Origin of the sequence: Rudaea sp. (genome assembly GCF_036560865.1) — a bacterium.
Taxonomy (GTDB): domain Bacteria; phylum Pseudomonadota; class Gammaproteobacteria; order Xanthomonadales; family Rhodanobacteraceae; genus Rudaea.
Window position 1 is genome coordinate 1 of sequence record NZ_DATBQK010000014.1, and the last position, 19,693, is coordinate 19,693.

General features: G+C 63.3%; 20 protein-coding genes, 1 tRNA gene and 1 pseudogene. 10 read left to right on the top strand and 12 right to left on the bottom strand.

All coding sequences use genetic code 11. The features are described 5' to 3' along the window. The 3 genes and pseudogenes from VIE67_RS01380 to VIE67_RS01390 all read right to left on the bottom strand — a co-directional run. Positions 1 to 243, bottom strand: a pseudogene (locus VIE67_RS01380) (4-hydroxyphenylpyruvate dioxygenase); the annotation flags it as partial. A gap of 225 nt (positions 244 to 468) precedes the next feature. Further along, on the bottom strand, positions 469 to 1,983 hold the full coding sequence (locus tag VIE67_RS01385) for a peptide MFS transporter (protein WP_332022533.1): 1,515 nt from the start codon (positions 1,981 to 1,983) through the stop codon (positions 469 to 471). Positions 1,984 to 2,159: 176 nt separating this feature from the next. Beyond that, positions 2,160 to 3,014 carry a tryptophan 2,3-dioxygenase gene (locus VIE67_RS01390; RefSeq protein ID WP_332022535.1) on the bottom strand — a complete coding sequence of 285 codons (855 nt, stop codon included), beginning with the start codon at positions 3,012 to 3,014 and terminating at the stop codon, positions 2,160 to 2,162. A gap of 346 nt (positions 3,015 to 3,360) precedes the next feature. On the opposite strand from VIE67_RS01390, the gene pdhA reads away from it, so the two are divergent. Genes pdhA through VIE67_RS01415 form a run of 5 tightly spaced genes read left to right on the top strand, consistent with a single transcriptional unit; the run spans position 3,361 to position 7,709 of the window. Then, positions 3,361 to 4,440, top strand: a complete 1,080-nt coding sequence (gene pdhA, locus VIE67_RS01395; RefSeq protein WP_332022537.1) for a pyruvate dehydrogenase (acetyl-transferring) E1 component subunit alpha — start codon at positions 3,361 to 3,363, stop codon at positions 4,438 to 4,440. Between the two features lie 7 nt (positions 4,441 to 4,447). Continuing rightward, entirely contained in the window at positions 4,448 to 5,428 is a 981-nt protein-coding gene (locus VIE67_RS01400) for an alpha-ketoacid dehydrogenase subunit beta (protein WP_332022539.1), read from the top strand. Between the two features lie 19 nt (positions 5,429 to 5,447). After that, positions 5,448 to 5,798, top strand: a complete 351-nt coding sequence (locus tag VIE67_RS01405) for a DUF1304 domain-containing protein (protein WP_343230735.1) — start codon at positions 5,448 to 5,450, stop codon at positions 5,796 to 5,798. A gap of 13 nt (positions 5,799 to 5,811) precedes the next feature. Then, positions 5,812 to 7,194 carry a dihydrolipoamide acetyltransferase family protein gene (locus VIE67_RS01410; RefSeq protein WP_332022541.1) on the top strand — a complete coding sequence of 461 codons (1,383 nt, stop codon included), beginning with the start codon at positions 5,812 to 5,814 and terminating at the stop codon, positions 7,192 to 7,194. Between the two features lie 53 nt (positions 7,195 to 7,247). Then, positions 7,248 to 7,709 (top strand): cytidine deaminase, encoded by a 462-nt coding sequence (locus VIE67_RS01415; RefSeq protein ID WP_332022543.1) that lies wholly within the window; start codon positions 7,248 to 7,250, stop codon positions 7,707 to 7,709. Between the two features lie 99 nt (positions 7,710 to 7,808). Here VIE67_RS01415 and VIE67_RS01420 read toward each other — a convergent pair whose 3' ends face one another. Genes VIE67_RS01420 through VIE67_RS01430 form a run of 3 tightly spaced genes read right to left on the bottom strand, consistent with a single transcriptional unit; the run spans position 7,809 to position 9,808 of the window. Further along, positions 7,809 to 9,233, bottom strand: coding sequence for a tryptophan--tRNA ligase (locus VIE67_RS01420; protein ID WP_414707241.1), 1,425 nt, complete (start codon positions 9,231 to 9,233; stop codon positions 7,809 to 7,811). A gap of 21 nt (positions 9,234 to 9,254) precedes the next feature. After that, complete coding sequence (locus tag VIE67_RS01425) at positions 9,255 to 9,569, bottom strand: CcdB family protein (RefSeq protein ID WP_332022545.1); 315 nt, start codon at positions 9,567 to 9,569, stop codon at positions 9,255 to 9,257. Then, a complete protein-coding gene (locus tag VIE67_RS01430) occupies positions 9,569 to 9,808 on the bottom strand; it encodes a type II toxin-antitoxin system CcdA family antitoxin (RefSeq protein WP_332022547.1) in 240 nt (79 codons plus the stop codon). Before VIE67_RS01430 ends, VIE67_RS01425 begins: the two co-directional genes overlap by 1 nt. Positions 9,809 to 9,978: 170 nt before the next feature. Between VIE67_RS01430 and VIE67_RS01435 the strand changes: the two genes are divergently transcribed. From VIE67_RS01435 to VIE67_RS01450, 4 genes are all read left to right on the top strand, one after another. After that, positions 9,979 to 10,854, top strand: coding sequence for a hypothetical protein (locus VIE67_RS01435; RefSeq protein WP_332022549.1), 876 nt, complete (start codon positions 9,979 to 9,981; stop codon positions 10,852 to 10,854). A 99-nt stretch (positions 10,855 to 10,953) separates the two neighbouring features. Then, the gene (locus tag VIE67_RS01440; protein ID WP_332022551.1) at positions 10,954 to 12,933 is read left to right on the top strand and encodes a DEAD/DEAH box helicase; all 1,980 of its coding nucleotides are present in this window, start codon (positions 10,954 to 10,956) and stop codon (positions 12,931 to 12,933) included. Positions 12,934 to 13,149: 216 nt separating this feature from the next. Further along, positions 13,150 to 14,232 carry a M4 family metallopeptidase gene (locus VIE67_RS01445; protein ID WP_332022553.1) on the top strand — a complete coding sequence of 361 codons (1,083 nt, stop codon included), beginning with the start codon at positions 13,150 to 13,152 and terminating at the stop codon, positions 14,230 to 14,232. An 84-nt stretch (positions 14,233 to 14,316) separates the two neighbouring features. Beyond that, on the top strand, positions 14,317 to 14,622 hold the full coding sequence (locus VIE67_RS01450; RefSeq protein WP_332022555.1) for a protealysin inhibitor emfourin: 306 nt from the start codon (positions 14,317 to 14,319) through the stop codon (positions 14,620 to 14,622). Positions 14,623 to 14,679: 57 nt separating this feature from the next. Here the strand turns inward: VIE67_RS01450 and rocF are convergent, their stop codons facing one another. Further along, positions 14,680 to 15,600: an arginase gene (gene rocF, locus VIE67_RS01455; protein WP_332022557.1), complete on the bottom strand. Its 921-nt coding sequence runs from the start codon at positions 15,598 to 15,600 to the stop codon at positions 14,680 to 14,682. Positions 15,601 to 15,795: 195 nt separating this feature from the next. Between rocF and VIE67_RS01460 the strand changes: the two genes are divergently transcribed. Next, on the top strand, positions 15,796 to 16,461 hold the full coding sequence (locus VIE67_RS01460) for a DUF937 domain-containing protein (protein ID WP_332022559.1): 666 nt from the start codon (positions 15,796 to 15,798) through the stop codon (positions 16,459 to 16,461). A gap of 81 nt (positions 16,462 to 16,542) precedes the next feature. Here the strand turns inward: VIE67_RS01460 and VIE67_RS01465 are convergent, their stop codons facing one another. The 5 genes from VIE67_RS01465 to VIE67_RS01485 form a co-directional block, all read right to left on the bottom strand. Then, complete coding sequence (locus VIE67_RS01465; RefSeq protein WP_332022561.1) at positions 16,543 to 16,914, bottom strand: SnoaL-like domain-containing protein; 372 nt, start codon at positions 16,912 to 16,914, stop codon at positions 16,543 to 16,545. 95 nt (positions 16,915 to 17,009) lie between these two features. Then, positions 17,010 to 17,085: transfer RNA gene (locus VIE67_RS01470), tRNA-Thr, on the bottom strand. A gap of 47 nt (positions 17,086 to 17,132) precedes the next feature. Continuing rightward, positions 17,133 to 17,801, bottom strand: a complete 669-nt coding sequence (locus VIE67_RS01475; protein WP_332022562.1) for an SPOR domain-containing protein — start codon at positions 17,799 to 17,801, stop codon at positions 17,133 to 17,135. 120 nt (positions 17,802 to 17,921) lie between these two features. Then, complete coding sequence (locus VIE67_RS01480; protein WP_332022564.1) at positions 17,922 to 18,674, bottom strand: type III pantothenate kinase; 753 nt, start codon at positions 18,672 to 18,674, stop codon at positions 17,922 to 17,924. Beyond that, entirely contained in the window at positions 18,671 to 19,645 is a 975-nt protein-coding gene (locus VIE67_RS01485) for a biotin--[acetyl-CoA-carboxylase] ligase (RefSeq protein ID WP_524539302.1), read from the bottom strand. Before VIE67_RS01485 ends, VIE67_RS01480 begins: the two co-directional genes overlap by 4 nt. Between the last annotated feature and the right edge of the window lie 48 nt (positions 19,646 to 19,693).

Below are 19,693 nucleotides of genomic sequence, written 5' to 3' on the forward strand. Positions count from 1 at the left end.
ATCGGCCGCGAACGAATCGGGATCCTCGTTGATCAGGAACGTGGCGTCGTTCTGCCGATAGTTGTAGATCGGCCGCGTCTTGTGCCGCGCGACCTGGACGAAACCCATCTTGCGGAACAGCTCGTGCAGCTTGGCCGGCTCGGCCGACGCGAATTCGACGAACTCGAAACCGTCGATACCCATCGGGTTCTCGAACTGCTCGGGCTGTACACCGGCGGCGGTTGCAAGGGGTTGTGCGCTCATGCTCGACTCCGCGAATCATTTTCGGCCGCAGTTCCGCAGCCAGGATGGACGCAATGATACTGCCGACGGGCGGCGAAGGCTCGCGCCGTAGAGTTCGAGGAAAGTCACTGGATCCCGTGTCGTCGCACATCCATGTGCTGCACGGGATGACCTCATGGCGGTCTGAAAACTGGATCCCGTGTCATCGCACATCCATGTGCTGCACGGGATGACCTCATCCTGAGGTCACTTTACTCCGTGCATGAGTTTGTTGATCAGCGGCGCGATCAGGAACAGCAGCACGCCGGCGCCCATCAGCGACCAGAAGCCGAAGGTGTAGCCGCTCAGCGCGGATGTGGTCGTCATGCCGGTTTCACCGCTCATCTCGCCGGCGAAGATGCCCGACAGATTGTTGCCGTTGGCGACCGAGAGGAACCAGCCGCCCATGGCGAAGGCGACATAGCGCGGGGGCGCGAGCTTGGTCACCATCGACAAGCCGATCGGCGACAGGCATAGCTCGCCCACGGACTGGATCACGTAGACCATGAACAAGGTCCAGAACGGAATCTTCTGCCCGGCATCGACGAGATAGGTCAACGCATACATCAACAGCAGGAATGCGAAGCCGTTGCCGATCAGACCCAGACCGAACTTGCGCGAAATCGACGGCTCCTTGTCGCGCTGGCCCATGCGCACCCAGATCCAGGCGAGCAGCGGCGCGAGCCCGATGATCGCCAGCGAGTTGACCGACTGGAACCAGGCCACCGGAAACTCCCAGCTGCCGAAATCGCGATGCACGATCTTCTCGGCCAGAAAATTGAACGAACTGCCGGCCTGTTCGAAGAACATCCAGAACAACACGTTGAAGGTGAAGATGATCAGCATCGCGATCACCTTGTCGCGCGCGACCGCACCCTCGCGAATGCCCTCGATCAACAGCATCGCGGCCAGGCCGATAAAAAGTATGCCGAGGACCCAGGCCAGCGCCGTCGCGCCGAGTTGCGCGATGAGGTAATACACCAGCGGCACGCCGACGATGAGATAGATGGCGACGAATCCCAGACTGCGTGAGCTGCTGGCGTCGGTCGGCGGCTCGCCGATGCCCTGCAGCTGGCGCCGGCCGAACCAGAACCAGAAATACGAAATCAGCATGCCCACGCCCGCCGCGGCGAACACGACCTTGTAGTTCTGCACCATCGGCGTATCGGTGATCACGCTCGCCAGCCAGTCGGTCACGATCGGCGATATCAGCGCGCCGGCGTTGATGCCCATGTAGAAAATCGTGAAGCCCGCGTCCCGGCGGCGATCGCCCTGCGCATACAACTCGCCGACCATCGTCGAGATATTCGGCTTGAACAGACCATTGCCGATGATCACGAGGGCCAGACCGATCACGAAAATCTGCTGGTTCGGCACCATCATCACGAACAGACCCGCGCCCATCACGATCGCGCCGGTCAGGATCGAGCGTTGATGCCCGATCAGGCGATCGGCGATATAGCCGCCGAACAGTCCGGCTGCATAGACGAGCGCGAGATACGCGCCGTAGGTGCGATTGGCGTAGCCTTCGCCCGCGGCATCGCCGTGGAAAAACTCCGCGACGATGTACAGGGTCAGCGCCCAACGCATGCCGTAGAACGAGAAACGCTCCCAGAACTCGGTCATGAACAGCATCCACAACGGCGCCGGATGCCCAAGCAGTTCGGGGAATTCCTTGTGCACGGCCGTGGCTTCAGTAGCCGCTGCGTCGGTTGCCGCCATGATCTGCTCCAGGAAAAGTCGCGCGGCCCATGCGCGCGATGATGAATTGTTGCGCCCGATGGATGGCGCCCCCAAACGCAAGGTGTAACTGCTTCGCACGGCGGCGTCAAACGAATTGCGTGATGCAGCGCGGAAAAGGACGTTCGCCCCGGCGCCGCGACCGATCCAGGTGCCGACTAGGTGCCGATAATCGTGCGCACTTCAAGCAACTCGGGGAAAAAAGTCAGCTCCAGCGCTTTTTTCAGGAACCCCACGCCGGACGAACCGCCCGTACCGCGCCGATAACCGATAATGCGCTCGACGGTTTTCATATGCCGGAAGCGCCAGAGCTGGAAACTCTCCTCGACGTCCACCAGCTGCTCGCACATGTGGTAGTCGGTCCAGTAACGTTCGCGCTGCTCGTAGATCTGGCGCAACACGCCGACCAGTTCGGCGTTGCGCTGGTGCGGCTGGGCGAAATCGCGTTCGATACAGGCGCGTGGCACGGCGTGGCCGTGGCGCGAGAGATAGCGCAGGAATTCGTCGTACAGACTCGGCGCGTCGAGCGCCGCACGCAGCTCGGCCTGTTGCGTCGGAGCGTGCGCGAACACCGCGATCATGTCCGCGTTCTTGTTGCCGAGCAGGAATTCGACCAGACGATATTGCAGCGACTGGAATCCGGACGAAGGCCCCAGCACATGGCGGAATTCCAGATATTCGCTCGGCGTCAGCGTCTCGAGTACCGCCCACTGCTCGAACAACTGGCGCTGGATCTGTTTGACCCGCGCGAGAATCTTCAAGCACGGGTCCAGCTCATCGATTTGCAGATGCGCAATCGCCGCACGCAACTCGTGCACGATGAGCTTCATCCACAACTCGGCGACCTGATGCTGGATGATGAACAGCATCTCGTCGTGATGCGGCGGATTCGACAGCGGCTGCTGCGCGGACAACAGCCGATCCAGATGCAGATAGCCGCCGTAGCTCAGGCGATCGCGCAGATCCAGCTCGATCCCGGCTTCCAGCTCGCGACGATTTTCTTCAGCACTCATGAACGTGGAATCCGTAGGGCTTCACAAAAAATTTACCTCCACCACGGTTGAACCTGTCACGGTTCGTATGCAGAATCTGGACGGGGTCAACACACGACGGGGTTGGAACAGTGATGATGAGTATAGCTGCGCGGTGCAGACTTGACCGGCAAGCAGATCTACACCGCGCCGATAACCGCGGATTGCACACTGGAAGTGACGTTTACGCACGGCAAGCCGTAGTACGCGGACGCCTTGCGACCGCAGCACAACAGGCCCGGTGCGTGTTGCACCGGGCCTTGCATTGAAGACGCGTCGGCTGCTATTTAGCAACCCCCCGCATCGCGGAACAACCTGCAACAACCGCGTGAACATCGTCGCCACCTTCGAAATCGAATACCTGCAATACCTCGACGCGACGGGCAAGCTCACGCGCGAGGACGTGCCTGCGTTCGCGCGCGATATCCGCCAGCTCGTCGAGCTGTACAAGCTGATGAACTTCGTACGCGTGTTCGACGGCAAGGCGATCGCGCTGCAGCGCACCGGCAAGCTCGGCACGTATGCTTCGTGCCTGGGCATGGAGGCGGCCTATGCCGCGGCCGGATCGGCGCTGGCCGAGGACGATGTGTTCGTGCCGTTCTATCGCGACTACGCCGCGCAGTTCTATCGCGGCGTGAAGCCGCGCGAAGTCCTGCTGTACTGGGGCGGCGACGAACGCGGCAACGATTTTTCCGGGCCGGCACACGATTTCGCCTGGAGCGTGCCGATCGCGACCCAGACCCTGCATGGCGCCGGTGCCGCGCTCGCGTTCAAGATCCGCAAGGAGCCACGCGTCGCGCTGACCACGGTCGGCGACGGCGGTACCTCGAAAGCCGATTTCTACGGCGCGATCAATGTCGCCGGCGCAATGACGCTGCCGCTGGTCGTGCTCATCGTCAACAACCAGTACGCAATCTCGACGCCGCGAAAAATGCAGACCGGGGCACAGACGCTGGCGCAGAAAGGCATCGCCGCCGGCATCGAAAGCCTGCAGGTGGACGGCAACGATCTGATCGCGCTGCGTGCCGCGCTCGATCATGCAGTCAAACGCGCGCGCCACGGCCACGGCGCAACCCTGATCGAAGCGATCACCTATCGCCTGTCCGACCACACCACCGCCGACGACGCGCGCCGCTACCGCAGCGAAGAGGAAGTCGCCGCAGCCTGGCAGCAGGAACCGATCAAACGCTTGCGCACGTATCTGATGGACTTGAACGCCTGGAGCGAGATCGAGGAAAAGGAACTGCTGATCGATTGCGCGACACGCGCCGACGCCGAAGTGAACGCCTATCTGGAAATCAAGGCGCAGCCGCTGACCGCGATGTTCGATTACACCTACGCCGAACTGCCGCTCGATCTGGAGCGCCAACGCGCGCGTGCACTCGCCATCGCAGCGGGCAGGGCCTGAGCCGGCGATGCCGCAAATCACCTTGATCGAAGGCGTCACCATGGCTCTCGCGCACGAGATGGCGCGCGATCCGTCGGTGGTCGTGCTCGGCGAGGATGTCGGCGCGAACGGCGGCGTGTTCCGCGCAACGGCCGGCCTGCAGCAGAAATTCGGCGCGAGCCGCGTGATCGACACGCCGCTCGACGAAGCGATGATCGCCGGCCTCGCGGTCGGCCTCGCCGCGCAAGGCATGCGCCCGGTCGCCGAGGCGCAGTTCGAAGGCTTCATGTACGCGATGATCGAGCAGATCGTCTGCCACGCCGCGCGCATGCGCACGCGCACGCGCGGGCGTCTGAGTTGTCCGGCGGTGTTCCGCGCGCCCTGGGGCGGCGGCATCCATGCGCCCGAGCATCATTCCGAGGCGAATGAGGCCTTGTTCACCAATGTCCCCGGACTGCGCGTGGTGTTTCCATCGTCGCCGGGACGCGCCTATGGCTTGCTGCTCGCGGCGATTCGCGATCCCGATCCGGTGATCTTCTTCGAACCCAAACGCATCTATCGCCAGCACAAGGAAGAGGTCGCCGACGACGGTGAGGCCCTGCCGCTCGATGTCTGCTTCGTGCTGCGCGACGGCAGCGATGTGACCCTGGTGACCTGGGGCGCGCAAGTCAAGGAAACGCTGGAGGCCGCCGACGCGCTCGCGCAGGAAGGCATCAGTGCCGAGGTGATCGATGTGGCCACGCTCAAGCCGCTCGATTTCGACACGATCCATGAATCGGTGAAGAAGACGCAACGCTGCGTGATCGTGCACGAGGCGCCGCACACCGGCGGCTTCGGCGGCGAGATCGCCGCGCGCCTCGCCGAACATGCGATGTACGATCTGGTCGCGCCGGTCGAACGCGTGACCGGTTACGACACGCATATTCCGTTGTATCGTCTGGAAATGAATTATCTGCCCAGCGTCGCACGCATCGTCGCGGCGGTAAAACGCACGCTGGCCGCAAGCTGACACGCATCGAGCAAACATCATGCATCTGGTTTCACAAATCCTGATCGCCCTCGTCGCCCTGTTGCATTTTTATTTCCTTGCGCTGGAAATGTTTTTCTGGGACAAGCCGCTCGGACGCAAGGTGTTCAACCTGACGCCAGAATTTGCCGCCGCGTCGAAAACGCTGGCCGCAAATCAGGGCTTGTACAACGGCTTCCTCGCCGCCGGCCTGATCTGGAGTCTGGTCGGTTCGCACGGATTTCACGTGGCAATCTTCTTCCTCACCTGCGTGATCATCGCCGGCATCTACGGCGGGCTGACGGTTAACCGGAAAATTTTCTTCGTCCAAGCCCTGCCGGCCTTGATCGCATTGATCGTTCTGCATCTGTGATGGCGTCAATCGAATGAGCGAATCATCGCCTCCTGAAACCCGTACCTTCCGTCTGCCAGATCTTGGCGAAGGCCTGCCCGACGCGACCATCGTCGAATGGCTGGTCAAGCCCGGCGATGCGGTCAAGCTCGACGCGCCGCTGGTGTCGATGGAAACGGCAAAGGCCATAGTCGAGGTGCCGTCTCCGTACTCGGGCAAACTGCTCAAAGTCTATGGCGCGAACGGCGACGTGATCGCCACCGGCGCGGCGCTGGCCGACTTCGAAATCGATGCCAGCGCACCGCAGCGCGCCGAATCCGAGGAGACCGGGCATCACGCCGCAGCGCCTGCGCCCGCGTCCGTTCGCAGCGAAGCGGACAAGCCCGACGCCGGCACCGTCGTCGGTACGATGCAGACCAGCGATCGCCTGGTCAGCGAGGCCGCCATCGCGGTCGGCGGCGTCAAGGCCGTGCCCGCCGTGCGTGCGCTGGCGAAAAAGCTCAATGTGGATTTATCCAGAATTATACCGAGCCGTGCGGATGGCGTCGTATCGGCGCAGGACGTCAAGGACGCGGCGGCGGCAGGTACGGCGAAGCGCGGCGCAAGCGCCCCAACCCGCGAAGAAGCAGCTCCAGCACAGGCAACCGCTCGTGCCGGCTCAGCCGAACCATCGCGCCGCGGCAGCGACGCTCGACCCGCTTCACCCCCATCCGCAGTCATGGCTTCGCCCGCGCCCAGCGCAACGCGCCCCCATGCAACGACCGCAGAAGGCAGCGAATACGGCGAACCCGCCCAGCTCAAGGGTGTGCGCCGCAATATGGCGCGCGTGATGGCCGATGCGCACGCGAAAGTCGTGTTGACCACCATCTTCGACGATGCCGATATCCAGGCATGGCGACCGGGCAACGATATCAGCGTGCGCCTGTTGCGTGCGATCGTCGCCGCGTGCAAGGCCGTGCCCGCGTTGAACGCGTGGTTCGATGGCGAGCAGTTGACGCGCACCCTGCATTCCCATGTTGATATCGGCATCGCGGTGGATACCGCGGATGGCCTGTTTGTGCCGGCGCTGCGCAACGCCGATGTGCTGGATGCGAAACATCTACGCACGGCGCTCGACGATCTGCTCAAAAGTGTGCGCGATCGCAGCATCCCGCCGCAGGAACTGGCCGGCTATACCATTTCGCTGTCCAACTTCGGCGTATTCGCCGGGCGCTACGCGACGCCGATCGTGGTGCCGCCCTGCGTCGCGATCGTCGCGGCCGGCAAGCTGAGCCACGACGTCGTTGCGGTGATGGGCGGCATCGAGACGCATCGGGTGATGCCGATCTCGCTCTCGTTCGATCATCGCGCGGTCACCGGCGGCGAGGCCGCGCGTTTTCTGCAGGCCTTGCTCGGCGATCTCGCGCTCGCCAATTGACGCGCGGCGCAAATCCGGCTATTCAGATCGACCCCCGTGATCGCACTATTTCCATGAAGCAGGATCGCTTGACGCGCGCCGACCGGCAACTGGTCGACGCGGCAAAAAAAGCACGGCTGCGCGCCCACGTGCAGCACTCGCAGTTCAAGGTCGGCGCTGCCGCGCGCTACGGCGGCAGCATCGTGCTCGGCTGCAATGTCGAGTCCGACGTCTATGGCCTGACCAACTGCGCCGAACGCACCGCGATTTTTTCCGCGCACGCGACGGGCGCGGCGAGCAAGCCGCTGCACGCGATCGCCGTCGTCGCTGATACGCCCGAGCCGGTCGCACCCTGCGGCGCCTGCCGGCAGGTTCTGCTCGAACAGGGCGGCGCGGGCCTGCGCGTAATCATGACCAATCTGCGCGGCGATATCCGCATCGCGACGATCGGCGAGCTGCTGCCGGGCTGCTTCCGCCTTGAATCGACGCATGCACGCGCGAAAAAATCTGCGCGCAAGAAATCGCAGTCTGCCTGAATGATGGAAACACCGACTCGTCAGCCCTTCTGCGTCGTTCACAAGCAGCACACGCAGTTCGGACCGCACGCAAATGCGTGGTCGTAATCACCGGCAACACTAGTCTTTCCTCGCCAGTTCTGCGTTTTGAGCCTTCCTCATCTCCACGGACTGCCAAAATTTGGCTTCCTCTGCATCGGCATCTGACGCAACGCTGAAAGCGTTACCCCGCCCAATTTTTTTGTCGTCAAGGTAAAGCTCCAGTGCATAGAGACCGTCTTCATTGCGCGTTCTATCGACTTTCAGTCCTATTCCTTTCTCCAACTTTTTTTTCGCTCGCCCCGCTTCTGGCATGGACGGGAAATCCTCCGCAACGAACGTTCCTCGTTGCGAGTAACTGATAGTCAAACCAATTTTTTCACCGTCTGGCCAGGGGCCTTTCACTTCCAACGGGATTACTTCATCACTTCCGAGGGCCGCTTTGTAAGCGCGCGCGAATAGCTGATCGTTCTCCGTCAGGGGACTCGACGGCGCAACCGACAATGATTTCAGGCCGACCGCTTCGCGCAGATCTTTGATGAAATCCTTTATCAAAACGTGTGCGCGCGCAGCACCCGCGTTCAAGGTTTCTTCGATTTGTTCGGGTTTCGCGATCAGCGCCGTGTACTTCTCGCGCATCGGCGCAAGCTCCGCATCGATACGCTCGAACAGTTTCTGTTTCGCGTCGCCCCAGCCGATGCCATCGACGAAGGCCTGACGCATCGCGGCGGTTTCTTCCGCGCTCGCGAAAGCCCGATAGATGCTGAAGATATTCGAATCGTCCGGATTCTTCGCCTCGCCCGGCGCTTGTGAGTTGGTGACGATGCCGAGGATCGCCTTGCGCAAGTCCTTTGCGTCCAGCCACAGCGGAATCGCGTTGTTGTAGCTTTTCGACATCTTGCGCCCGTCGAGGCCGGGCAGGGTCGCGACGTTGTCCTCGATCGCGGCTTCGGGCAAGGTGAAATACTCGCCGCTGTAGAGATGATTGAAGCGCTGGCCGATATCACGCGCCATCTCGATATGCTGGATCTGGTCGCGCCCGACCGGCACCTTGTGTGCGTTGAAGATCAGGATGTCCGCGGCCATCAGCACCGGGTACATGTACAGGCCCGCGGTGATGCCCGCATCGGCATCCTCGCCCTTTTCGCGATTGGCATCCGTGGTCGCCTTGTAGGCATGCGCACGATTGAGCAGACCTTTCGCAGTGACACAGGTGAGCAGCCAGGTCAGTTCGGGAATCTCCGGAATATCCGATTGCCGGTAAAAGTATACTTTCTGTGGATCCAGACCGCAGGCCAGCCAGCTCGCGGCGATTTCCAGGGTCGAGCGCTGCACGCGCGCCGGATCGTCGCATTTCACCAGCGCGTGGTAGTCGGCGAGAAAATAGAACGATTCGGCGTTCGCATCGCGGCTCGCGGCAATCGCGGGCCGGATCGCACCGACATAGTTGCCCAGATGCGGCGTGCCGGTGGTGGTGATGCCGGTCAGGATTCGGGTTTTCTGCATTGTGTTTTCCAGAGATGCAGCTCAGATGCCGTCGAAGAGAAAGTCCAGTGCGCGCACGATCGTGTCACGCTGCGATTCGATATTCGCGATACGCTTTCTCAGTCGCGCATTCGGGATGGCGGCGAGTTCGGGCGTATACATCACGTAACCGACGCCTTCGACATCGAGCAGCGGGGTCAGCATCTGCACCAATTTTCCGGCCACGACCGAAGGTTTGCCCAGAGGGGCCACAACGGTAGTGTCCAGTCCGTCGAGCAGGCCTGACTGGAGCACAAGAAGAAAAGGGACCTTCTTGCGCGTCAGTTGATTCTCGTTGGCATAGACGTCGAAGCGCATCAGAACGTCCGGTACTCGTCATTCCACAAGCCGTCGCGTTCGATGTGCAGGTTATACGCCTCGATCGCCTCGTGATTATCGCGCAGCCATTGTTCGGCGCGGTGCTTGCGCACGACTTCGGCAAGATGCTTTTCGAATTCTTGCGATAGATTGATGTTCAATGCGCGCGCGTCCGCGAGCAGATCGCTGCGTATGCTGACGTTGGTCGCTTTCTTTGCCGAATTGCTCATCTTCGCCATCGCACACCTCGAATGCGCATTACGAATGCGCATAGTTTATGCCGAAATAGATGCGTGCGACAAGATTGGCCGCAAATGGTCGGGTCTTTCATCGCGAGCGGCGGCGAGGCTTAACCCCGCAGCGCCCGCGGCCCCGTTGCATCGTTCACCAATCACAACGGAGGCGATCGATGAATACCCTGCTGTCCCTGCTCACTCTTGCCGCTCTGTCCTGCACGCCGGCCGCGCACGCGGGCGCCCTCGTCGATATCAGCGTGATCGACCGCGACACCGGAACCGGCCTGACCACGCACGCACGCGAAGGGAAACTGTATGTCGCCGGCACACCCGGCCATCGTTACAGCGTGCGCATCGCCAACCGCGTCGGCGCACGCGTGCTCGCGGTGTTGTCGGTCGACGGCGTGAATGCGATTTCCGGCGAAACCGCCAACCCCGAGCAAACAGGCTATGTCCTCGATGCGTATCAGAGCACCGAGGTGAACGGCTGGCGCAAAAACATGAGCGAGGTCGCGCAATTCAATTTCACCGCGCTCGACAACAGCTATGCCGCGCGCACAGGGCGGCCGAACAACGTCGGCGTGATTGGCGTTGCGGTGTTTCGCGAGAAACCGCTGTTCTGGCGCGAAGGGAAGATCGCCGACGCCCCGCTTGCCGATCGCTATGCGCCAGCCGCGAAGTCGTCCGCAGCGGGCGCGCCTGCACCGGCGTCGGCACCTGCGGAATCGGCTGAGGCCCAGGCCGGCGCTGCGCGCGACGAACCCGCGCAAGCCGCCGGCAATGCGACTCGCGCCGATGCGCTGGCCTACAGCAAACAACACCGTGAATCAAAGGATGAATCGCTCGGCACCGGGCACGGCGCGCGCGAAGTCTCGCAGGTGACGTATACAAATTTCGATCGCGCCAGCGCTCAGCCAAATGAAGTGGTCTCGATCTGGTACGACAGCTACAACAATCTCGTTGCGCGCGGCGTCATCCTCGTGCCGCGGCCGATCGCGCGCGAACCGCAGCCGTTTCCGCAGCAATTCGTCCCCGATCCGGCCTCCTGACCGGCGCGGCGTCTATCGCGCCTCCCTGCGGAGGCGGATAATGCAGGCCCGCCCCATCCGTCGCCTCGCCACGTGCGAAGCGATGCCACTGAGCCCCATATGTCCGCACCGTCGCCCGGCACACCGATCGCCATTGCTGCATTTGCCGACCTCGCCCTGCGTGCGGAACTGCTCAAGGTATTGACCGAAGTCGGTTACGAAACGCCCTCGCCAATTCAGGCCGCGACGATTCCGCATCTGCTGGCCGGCCGCGACGTGCTCGGCCAAGCGCAGACCGGTACCGGCAAGACCGCCGCGTTTGCGCTGCCGATCCTGCAGCGCCTGGATCTGGCCAAAAGCAAACCGCAGGCCCTGGTCCTCGCGCCGACGCGCGAACTCGCGATCCAGGTGGCCGAAGCCTTTCAGCGTTACGCCACGCATCTGCCCGGCTTCCATGTGCTGCCGATTTACGGCGGCCAAGCCTATGGCCCGCAGCTCAGCGGTCTGCGCCGCGGCGTGCACGTCGTGGTCGGCACGCCGGGTCGCGTCATCGATCATCTCGAACGCGGCTCGCTCGACCTGTCGCAACTCGCTTGCCTCGTGCTCGACGAAGCCGACGAAATGCTGCGCATGGGCTTCATCGACGATGTCGAGACGGTGCTGAAGAAGACGCCGCCGAAGCGCCAGATCGCCCTGTTCTCGGCAACGATGCCGGCGCCGATCAAACGCATCGCGCAAACCTATTTGCGCGATCCGGTGGAAATCGCGATCAAGGGCAAAACCACAACGGTAGCGAAAACCCGCCAGCGTTACTGGCTGGTCAGCGGCATGCAGAAACTCGATGCCTTGACGCGCATTCTCGAAGCCGAGCCATTCGACGCGATGATCGTGTTCGCGCGCACCAAGCAGGGCACCGAGGAACTCGCCGAGCGGCTGCAGGCACGCGGATTTTCCGCCGCCGCGATCAACGGCGACCTGATTCAGGCGCAGCGCGAACGCGCGATCGCGCAACTCAAGGACGGCAAGCTCGATATCCTCGTCGCCACCGACGTCGCCGCGCGCGGCCTCGACGTCGAGCGCATCAGCCATGTGCTCAATTTCGATATTCCCAACGACACCGAGTCGTATGTGCATCGCATCGGCCGCACCGGCCGCGCCGGGCGCGAGGGCGAAGCGATCCTGTTCGTGACTCCGCGCGAACGCAATATGTTGCGCGCAATCGAGCGCGCCACGCGCCAGCCGATCGAGCCGATGCAGCTACCGTCGGTGCAAACCGTCAACGAGCGGCGCGTCGCGCGCTTCAAGGATCGCATCGCTGCCGCGCTGGGCGCCGACAGCCTCGCCGTGTTCCGCGATGTGATCGAGCAATACGAACGCGAGCACAACGTGCCGGCAATCGAAATCGCCGCAGCGCTCGCCCGTCTCGCGCAGGGCGACAAGCCCTTGCTGCTCGACAACGCGAAGGCGCAGAACGACGTCTATCCCGGCGCGGAACGGCCGCAGCGCAAGCCATTCGGCGAACGCGAAGCGCGCGCGCCCGGCAAACCCGGTGCGTTCGACAAGCGCGCCAGGCACGAAGGAAAAACCTTTCCAGACAGGACGCAACGGGCGACGGACTCGCCTCGTTTCGTGCCCTCCGCGGATGGCAGAAGAAAAGAAGCGCGCCGCGACATGACGCCCGCGGCCAACGCTAGACCGTCATCAACGCATACCGATGCGAGCGCCCACGAGCCGCGCGCCGAGCGGTCTGCGCCGCGCCACCACGAGTCGGCACGCGAGGCCTCAGCTCCGCGCACCACGGAAGCCGGCATGGAAACCTTCCGCGTCGAAGTCGGTCATGCGCACGGCGTGAAGCCCGGCAATATCGTCGGTGCGATCGCCAACGAGGCAGGTCTCGACAGCAAGCATATCGGCCGCATCAGCATCGAAGACGACCACAGCCTGATCGATCTGCCCGAAGGCATGCCGCCGGAATTGCTGGACCACCTCAAGAAAGTCTGGGTCGCCGGGCAACGCCTGCGCATCAGCCGCAATGTGAAAGGCGATTCCAGCACGCCGGGCGCCTCACGCACCGGCCCGCGGCATAGCAAGAAACGCTAGCTGCATTCCAGCGGCAGACGTCGGCGTCGCCCGTCGGGCCGACTGCGCGATATCGCGAATCGCGCCTGCGCTGTAATCCTTCTTTGCAAACACAGAAGAGTTAATCAAGGACACGCGTCGCTGCAGGCGCTCTTTTTTGGCGTTCCCGCGACACCGCAGGATTTGCCAACCGGGAATTTTCGTCCCCGCTTCCACCTCATGAGCAAGGAGAGTTTCATGTGCAACGTTACCGGCAAAACGAGCGGTCGTGGTTCCATCTTCTGCATCCTGCCGCCACATATCCTGATCTCGATTTCCAAACACGGAACGGCCAAGCAGCGCGCACAAGCCGTCGATGTCCTGTCTGTGGACCATTCCTTCAGACAGTTCCGGGCAACGGTCGCTGCCGCGGCGAAAGGCCAGCAAGGCATCGCTTCGCCGCTGTCGGTTTCGCCGCCGACGAAGCACCGCACGATCTACGACGCCAAGCACCTCCAGCAACTTCCGGGGACCGTCGTGCGCGCCGAAGGCTCGCCTCCTTCGGCCGATGTCGGCGTCAACGAAGCCTATGACGGTCTCGGCGCCACGTTCGATTTCTATCTGAACAACTTCCACCGCAATTCCATCGACGACGCGGGCATGCAGCTTTTCGCCAGCGTGCATTACGGCAGCAACTACGATAACGCGTTCTGGAACAGCCAGCAGATGGTATTCGGCGATGGCGACATCAAGCTCTTCAACCGTTTCACGATTTCGCTCGACGTGATCGGCCATGAACTCACCCACGGCGTGACCGAGCACACCGCAGCGCTGGCCTATTCCGGTCAATCGGGCGCGCTGAATGAGTCCATATCCGATGTGTTCGGGTCGCTGATCAAGCAATTCAAGAAAAACCAGACGGCCGCGAGCGCCGATTGGCTGATCGGTGCCGGGCTGTTGGCACCGGGCGTAAAAGGGGTTGCGCTGCGCTCGATGAAAGCGCCCGGCACCGCGTATGACGATCCGGTGCTCGGCAAGGATCCGCAACCGGCGAGCATGAGCGGCTACGTGAACACCGCGTCGGACAACGGTGGCGTGCACATCAACTCCGGCATTCCCAACCGCGCGTTTTATCTCGCGGCAAAGAAAATCGGCGGCCATGCCTGGGAAAAAGCCGGGCGCATCTGGTACGAAACCTTGCTGGACCCGAAGTTGAAATCGAACGCAAGCTTCCAGAGCTTCGCGAAGCTGACCGTCGCCACCGCCGGCAAACTGTACGGCGCTACCAAGCCGCAGGCCAAGGCGGTCGCCGGCGCCTGGCACCAGGTCGGCGTACTGTGACGCAAGCCGCCGGGCAAGCCGGAGTGTCCGGCTCGGCGTTGTAGAATCCGTCCGTACAGCGATTGGTCTTGCAGCGGAGGTTGAATGCGCATCGAGCTTGTTACCGACGGCGGGTTTGCGGCGTTTCCGGGACTCGCCGCACCCATTGCGCTCGACGACGCCAAGCTGCCCGCGGATCGGCGCGCGGAGCTGCAGCGTCTGCTCGACCTTGCCTTGGCGGAAAAAGCCAGCCATGGCGCGGTGAAAGCCGCGCCTATACCAGATGCACGACGCTACAAGATTTCGATCCAGCATGATGCGCAGCGCTACGAACTCGATGCCGCCGATCCAATGGTTCCATCCGCGTTCGCATCGTTGATGAAATTTGTCCGGGACAATGGCGCGCGCTGAGAAGAAGGCCCAGTAGGGCGATGTTCACGCTCCCGGCATCAGGACAACCCTGATGCGCTAGCCGCGCATCAGGGTCGATTTGCCGAACAGACTTTCGACGAGGTCGACCGCGAGCTTGCCGGTCTGGTTGTGGCTGTCGAAGGCGGGATTGAGTTCGACGATATCCAGCGAACCGAGCCGGCCGGTATCGGCGATCATCTCCATCACCAGTTGCGCTTCGCGGTAATTTGGCCCGCCGGGCACGGTGGTGCCGACGCCGGGGGCGATGCCCGGATCGAGAAAGTCCACGTCGAAACTGACGTGCACATGGGTCGCGTCGTCGACACCGTCGAGCGCTTCTTCCATCGCGCGGCGCATGCCGATCTCGTCGATGTAGCGCATGTCGTAGATGTCGAGGCCGACGTCGTGCACGAGCCGCTTCTCGCCTTCGTCGACCGAACGGATGCCAATCTGGCGGATCGTGTTCTTGTCGAGCATCGGCGCGGCGCCGCCCAGCTCGGTCAGCTCGCGCGGGCCGTAGCCGCACAGGCACGCCACCGGCATGCCGTGGATGTTGCCCGACGGGGTAATCGTCGAGGTGTTGAAATCCGCATGCGCATCGAGCCAGAGCACGCGCAGTTTCCTGCCGCTTTCGCGGCAATGCCGCGCCACCGCGCCGATCGAGCCGATCGCGAGGCAATGGTCGCCGCCGAGCAGGATCGGCAGCCGTTGCAGTGCCAGCTCCGCAGCGACCGCCTGCATGACCGCACGGTTCCATTCGACGACCTCGGCCAGGTGCCGATAACCGTCGCGCGGCGGCAGCCAGGGATTGAACGGGCCGACGAGATTGCCACGATCGACCACGTCGAGGCCGCGTGCGCTCAGCGCTGCGGCGATACCGGCGACGCGCAGCGCTTCGGGCCCCATCGAGGCGCCGCGATCGCCGGCGCCGATGTCGGTCGGCGCACCAATCAGGGACACGGTTGGAAATTGCTGCATTTTATCTTTTTCCCTTTGTACCCCAATGGCGCGTCGTCGAACTTGAAACGTCCGGGAAACCGCACCCGCTCGCACCGATTTTACCATTTCGAAGCATGGCGAAACGCCTGTCGGCCCATGTTATGCTCGGTATTCGCGGAGGTTGCCCGCTGGCAGCGCTCCGGCTTCTCCCACCATTATTTGCGAGGCAACACAATGAGCGGACTCGTCGACACCGTCATGGGCCATCTTGGAAGCGATCAGATCAACGCGATCGCCAGTCAGCTCGGCACCGACCCGGATTCCGCGCGCAACGCGATCGAACATGCCCTGCCGCTGATCGTCGGCGGCATGGCACACAGCGCCAGCACACCCGACGGCGCCGGTGCGCTGCATTCGGCGTTGTCCGACCACGCCGGATCAAGCATTTCCGACGTGCTCGGCAGCGTGCTTGGCAGCGGTGGCGCGGCGGGCGGCGGCGGTCTTGGCGGCATGCTCGGCGGCCTGCTCGGCGGTGGCTCGGCAGGTGCAGGTTCGGGCATCGGCGGGGCGATACTCGGGCATGTCTTCGGCGGCAATCTGAACGCGGCCAATCAAGGTCTGGGTCAGACCACGGGCTTGGGCACGGCCGGCGCGGGACAACTGCTCGCGATCCTCGCCCCGATCGTGATGAGCGTGCTCGCCAACCAGTCGCAGCAGCAGGGTCTCTCGCCTGGCGGTCTCGGCAACGTGCTTGGCCAGCAGAGCCAGCAGATCCAGCAGCAGGGCGGCCTCGCGGGCGGACTGCTCAGCGCCGTGCTTGGCCATAGCGGCGGCCAGCTCGATCTTTCCAGCCTGATTCAGGGCGCGGGTGGATTGCTCAACGCATTCAGCAAACGCTGAGCGCGCGGCAATAGCCGCGGGCGCCAGCTGCCCGCGGTCTCACTTCAAGATCAACTCCAACCCGCAAGTCCGCGCCAACGATCAACACACGTCGTAGAAGAACTGCTCCTGCACAATCTTGCCTTCGTGCACGCGGTACAGGCAGATTTCGCTCATCATCCTGCGGCCCTGCTGCTTGAACGTGACATCCAGGTTCATCGCGACGCTGAACAAGTTGTCCGCGATGATCGGCTCGCTGACGGTAATGCTGTGCACGACCTTGATGCGATCCTGGAACTGACGCCCCTTGTCCTTGATCGCCTGCAGGCCCGTGACCGTGCCCAGCGCACCCGGCGGCAACCCTTCCGGCTCGATGCTCACCGCATCCTCGGCGTACAACTCGGTCTGCGCCTGCGAGAAGTGTTCCTCGCGGCAAAGCTCAACGAGGCGCTGGGCGATATCCTCTACGCTCATGGTCGTCTCCTTCTTGAGGAAGGCCTAGGGTAACCGCGAATGGCGAACGGTGCATGCCGGCCTGCAACATGGCTCGCGGACCGCGCGCAGGGAATTGGTGCCGACAGTCTGATTTGAACAGACGACCTACCGCTTACAAGGCGGTTGCTCTACCAACTGAGCTATGCCGGCAAGCACGAATTAACCTGCGGCCGGCATTTTCGCACGGATCGCACCGATCAAAAACAATCGATCGGTCCCTGGTGCAGGTCCGTGCCTGCAGGCAGATGCGCGCGCCAGTCCGGCGCCTGCGTGCCGTTCTGCGCATAATCGATGAAGTATTCCGGGACGTTGTCGCTGCGCTGGGTCACTTCGGGTTTGAAGCCCAATGCGCTGATCTCGCTACGGCGCTTTTCCGCGTTCACCGCATCGCGGAACACGCCAAGCGAAATCGTGTTCGACTGGTCGCCTGCGGTGACGACGTAGTAGTCGTGCACACCCTTGTTCGACAACTGCCGGGCCATCTCCAGCGCCTGTTCGCGATTAGGTGGAGCGGGCAGGTACACCCACGAGCCGCGCAATTCGTTGACCTGCACCTCGCGATACTGGACCCGCGATACCAGCGGCGCGAGCGCATTCAGCGCCGTACGCACGTCGGCTTGCGTGGCGAACGGGCCGATGCTCGCGCAGACGTCGCGGCGCAGGTCGGCGGGCGTTTCCGGCGGCGAGGCCATCTCCGCGATCGGCGCAGCGGCGCCACGCTCGGTTTCGCTGAGCAGGACGAGTTTGGGCACGCCCGCATCCGTCGGCCCCGAAGGAGCGCGCGAGGCTGGCGGCGCAAAATACAGCCACAAGCCGGCGCCGATATTCAAGGCCAGCAGCAGCAGACAGAGGGCACGAATAAACATCCGACGGATTCAACCTCCGGCGGAGGACACCGCCGTTTTAATGTGTGGAATTCTAATATGCAGCGCGCCCATAGCGGGCATGCATGGAAAAAGAAAGCGCGCAAGGATGGCGCCGGCGGCTCACACCCCGCCGCTGTCGGCGAAGCGCGCGAGGCCACGCAGCACGAGGTCGGGCTCGATGCGGTGTTCGAGCTCGAGCAACGACGCCAGGCGTTTCGCTCCGCCGCCGGCAAGGACGATAACGGGTGGCGTGCCCAGTGCGGCGCGCGTGCGCGCGGCGAACCGCTCGACCAGGGCGACCGCGGCAAGCCAGGTACCCGACTCCACCGCGGCTGCGGTGGTATCGGCGAAATCGACGATCTGCGCCGATTGCAGATCGCCCAGGCGTGCCGTGTGATCGAGCAGAGCGCTGCGCATCAGCGCCGGCGCCGGCGCGATGAGCCCGCCGAGGTGGCGGCCGTCGGCGCCGATCGCATCCAGGGTCAGCGCCGTGCCACAGCTCACGACCACGGTCGCGGCCTGTATCTGCGCATGCACCTCAACCAGACCGAGAAAACGATCGATACCCAAACGCGCCGGCGCCGAATAGGCGTTGCGCACGCCGCAGGCCGCAGCCGGACTGCGCGCGTAGCGGATCGGGCAGACAAAATGCTCGACCAGCGAGCGGCCCAAAGCCTGTTCCAGCGCGGTCGCCGCGACCGACGCGACCCAGATCGCCAGCGGCGGCTGCACATCTTTCCACAATGCCGCAAAATCCACTTCTTCGCCGGCAGCGGTGGCGACATGCTTGAGCGTGCTGCCGCGCTGCAACTGCGTGCCGTCCCAGAGCGCCCATTTCAGCCGCGAATTGCCCAGATCGATCAGGAGCTTCATAAGCCGCGCACCGAAACCTCGGCGCTGTCGTAATGCGCCAGTGCCCTGCCGCGGCGCAGGATCAGCGCGCCGCGCGCGTCCACGCCGGCAGCAACGCCATCGCGTTCGTCGCCGGCGTTGACAACGCGGATTTCGCGCCCGCGCAGCAGATCGTGACGCGCATAGTCGGCATGCAGCGCGGCGAACCCGTCTGCGGCGAAGCGATCGAGCACCGCGATCAGGCGCACGAGCAGACGTCCGCCGAGGCGATTGCGCGAGGGTGGTTCCCCGTCCATCAACGTGGCCAGATCGATCGCCGGCTGATCGATGCGCGCGCGCGCCGCGTCGGACAGACGCAGATTGATGCCGATGCCGATCACCGCATGGCAGGGGCCGAGAAATTCGCCACCGAGCTCGACCAGGATGCCGGCGAGCTTGCGCCCCTGCGCGAGTACGTCGTTGGGCCATTTGAGGCCCACGTCCGTCACGCCGCAATCGTTCAGGGCATCGATCACCGCAACGCCGACCGCGAGGCTCAGGCCCGACAGTGCACCCATGCCGTGCTCGAACCGGCGCAGCAGGGAAAAATACAGATTGCCACCAAGCGGCGATTGCCACGCGCGCCCGCGCCGGCCGCGACCGGCACTCTGCATCTCGGCGAAACATGCTTCCAGCTCGTGCGCACCCGTATCAGCGCTGCGCAACAACTGCGTATTGGTCGAGTCGATCTGCCAATGCACATTGAGCGCACGCAGGCGTGCGCGCGTGACGCTATCGAGTTCGCCGCCGATCTGCGCCGCGTCGAGCAATTCAAACGGCCACGCCAGCCGATAACCGCTGCCCGCCGTGGCGACGATCGGCGCGCCGAGCGTGCGCAACGCCTCGATCTGCTTCCACACGGCCGCGCGGGTGACATACAGGCGCGCGGCCAGGGCGCTGCCGGAAACGGCGGTATCCGCGGAGAGTGCGGCGAGCAGGGTACGCGGATCGATCGACATGGACACGCATGATAGTCCATGGGTCCGCGGTTTCCCGCGCGA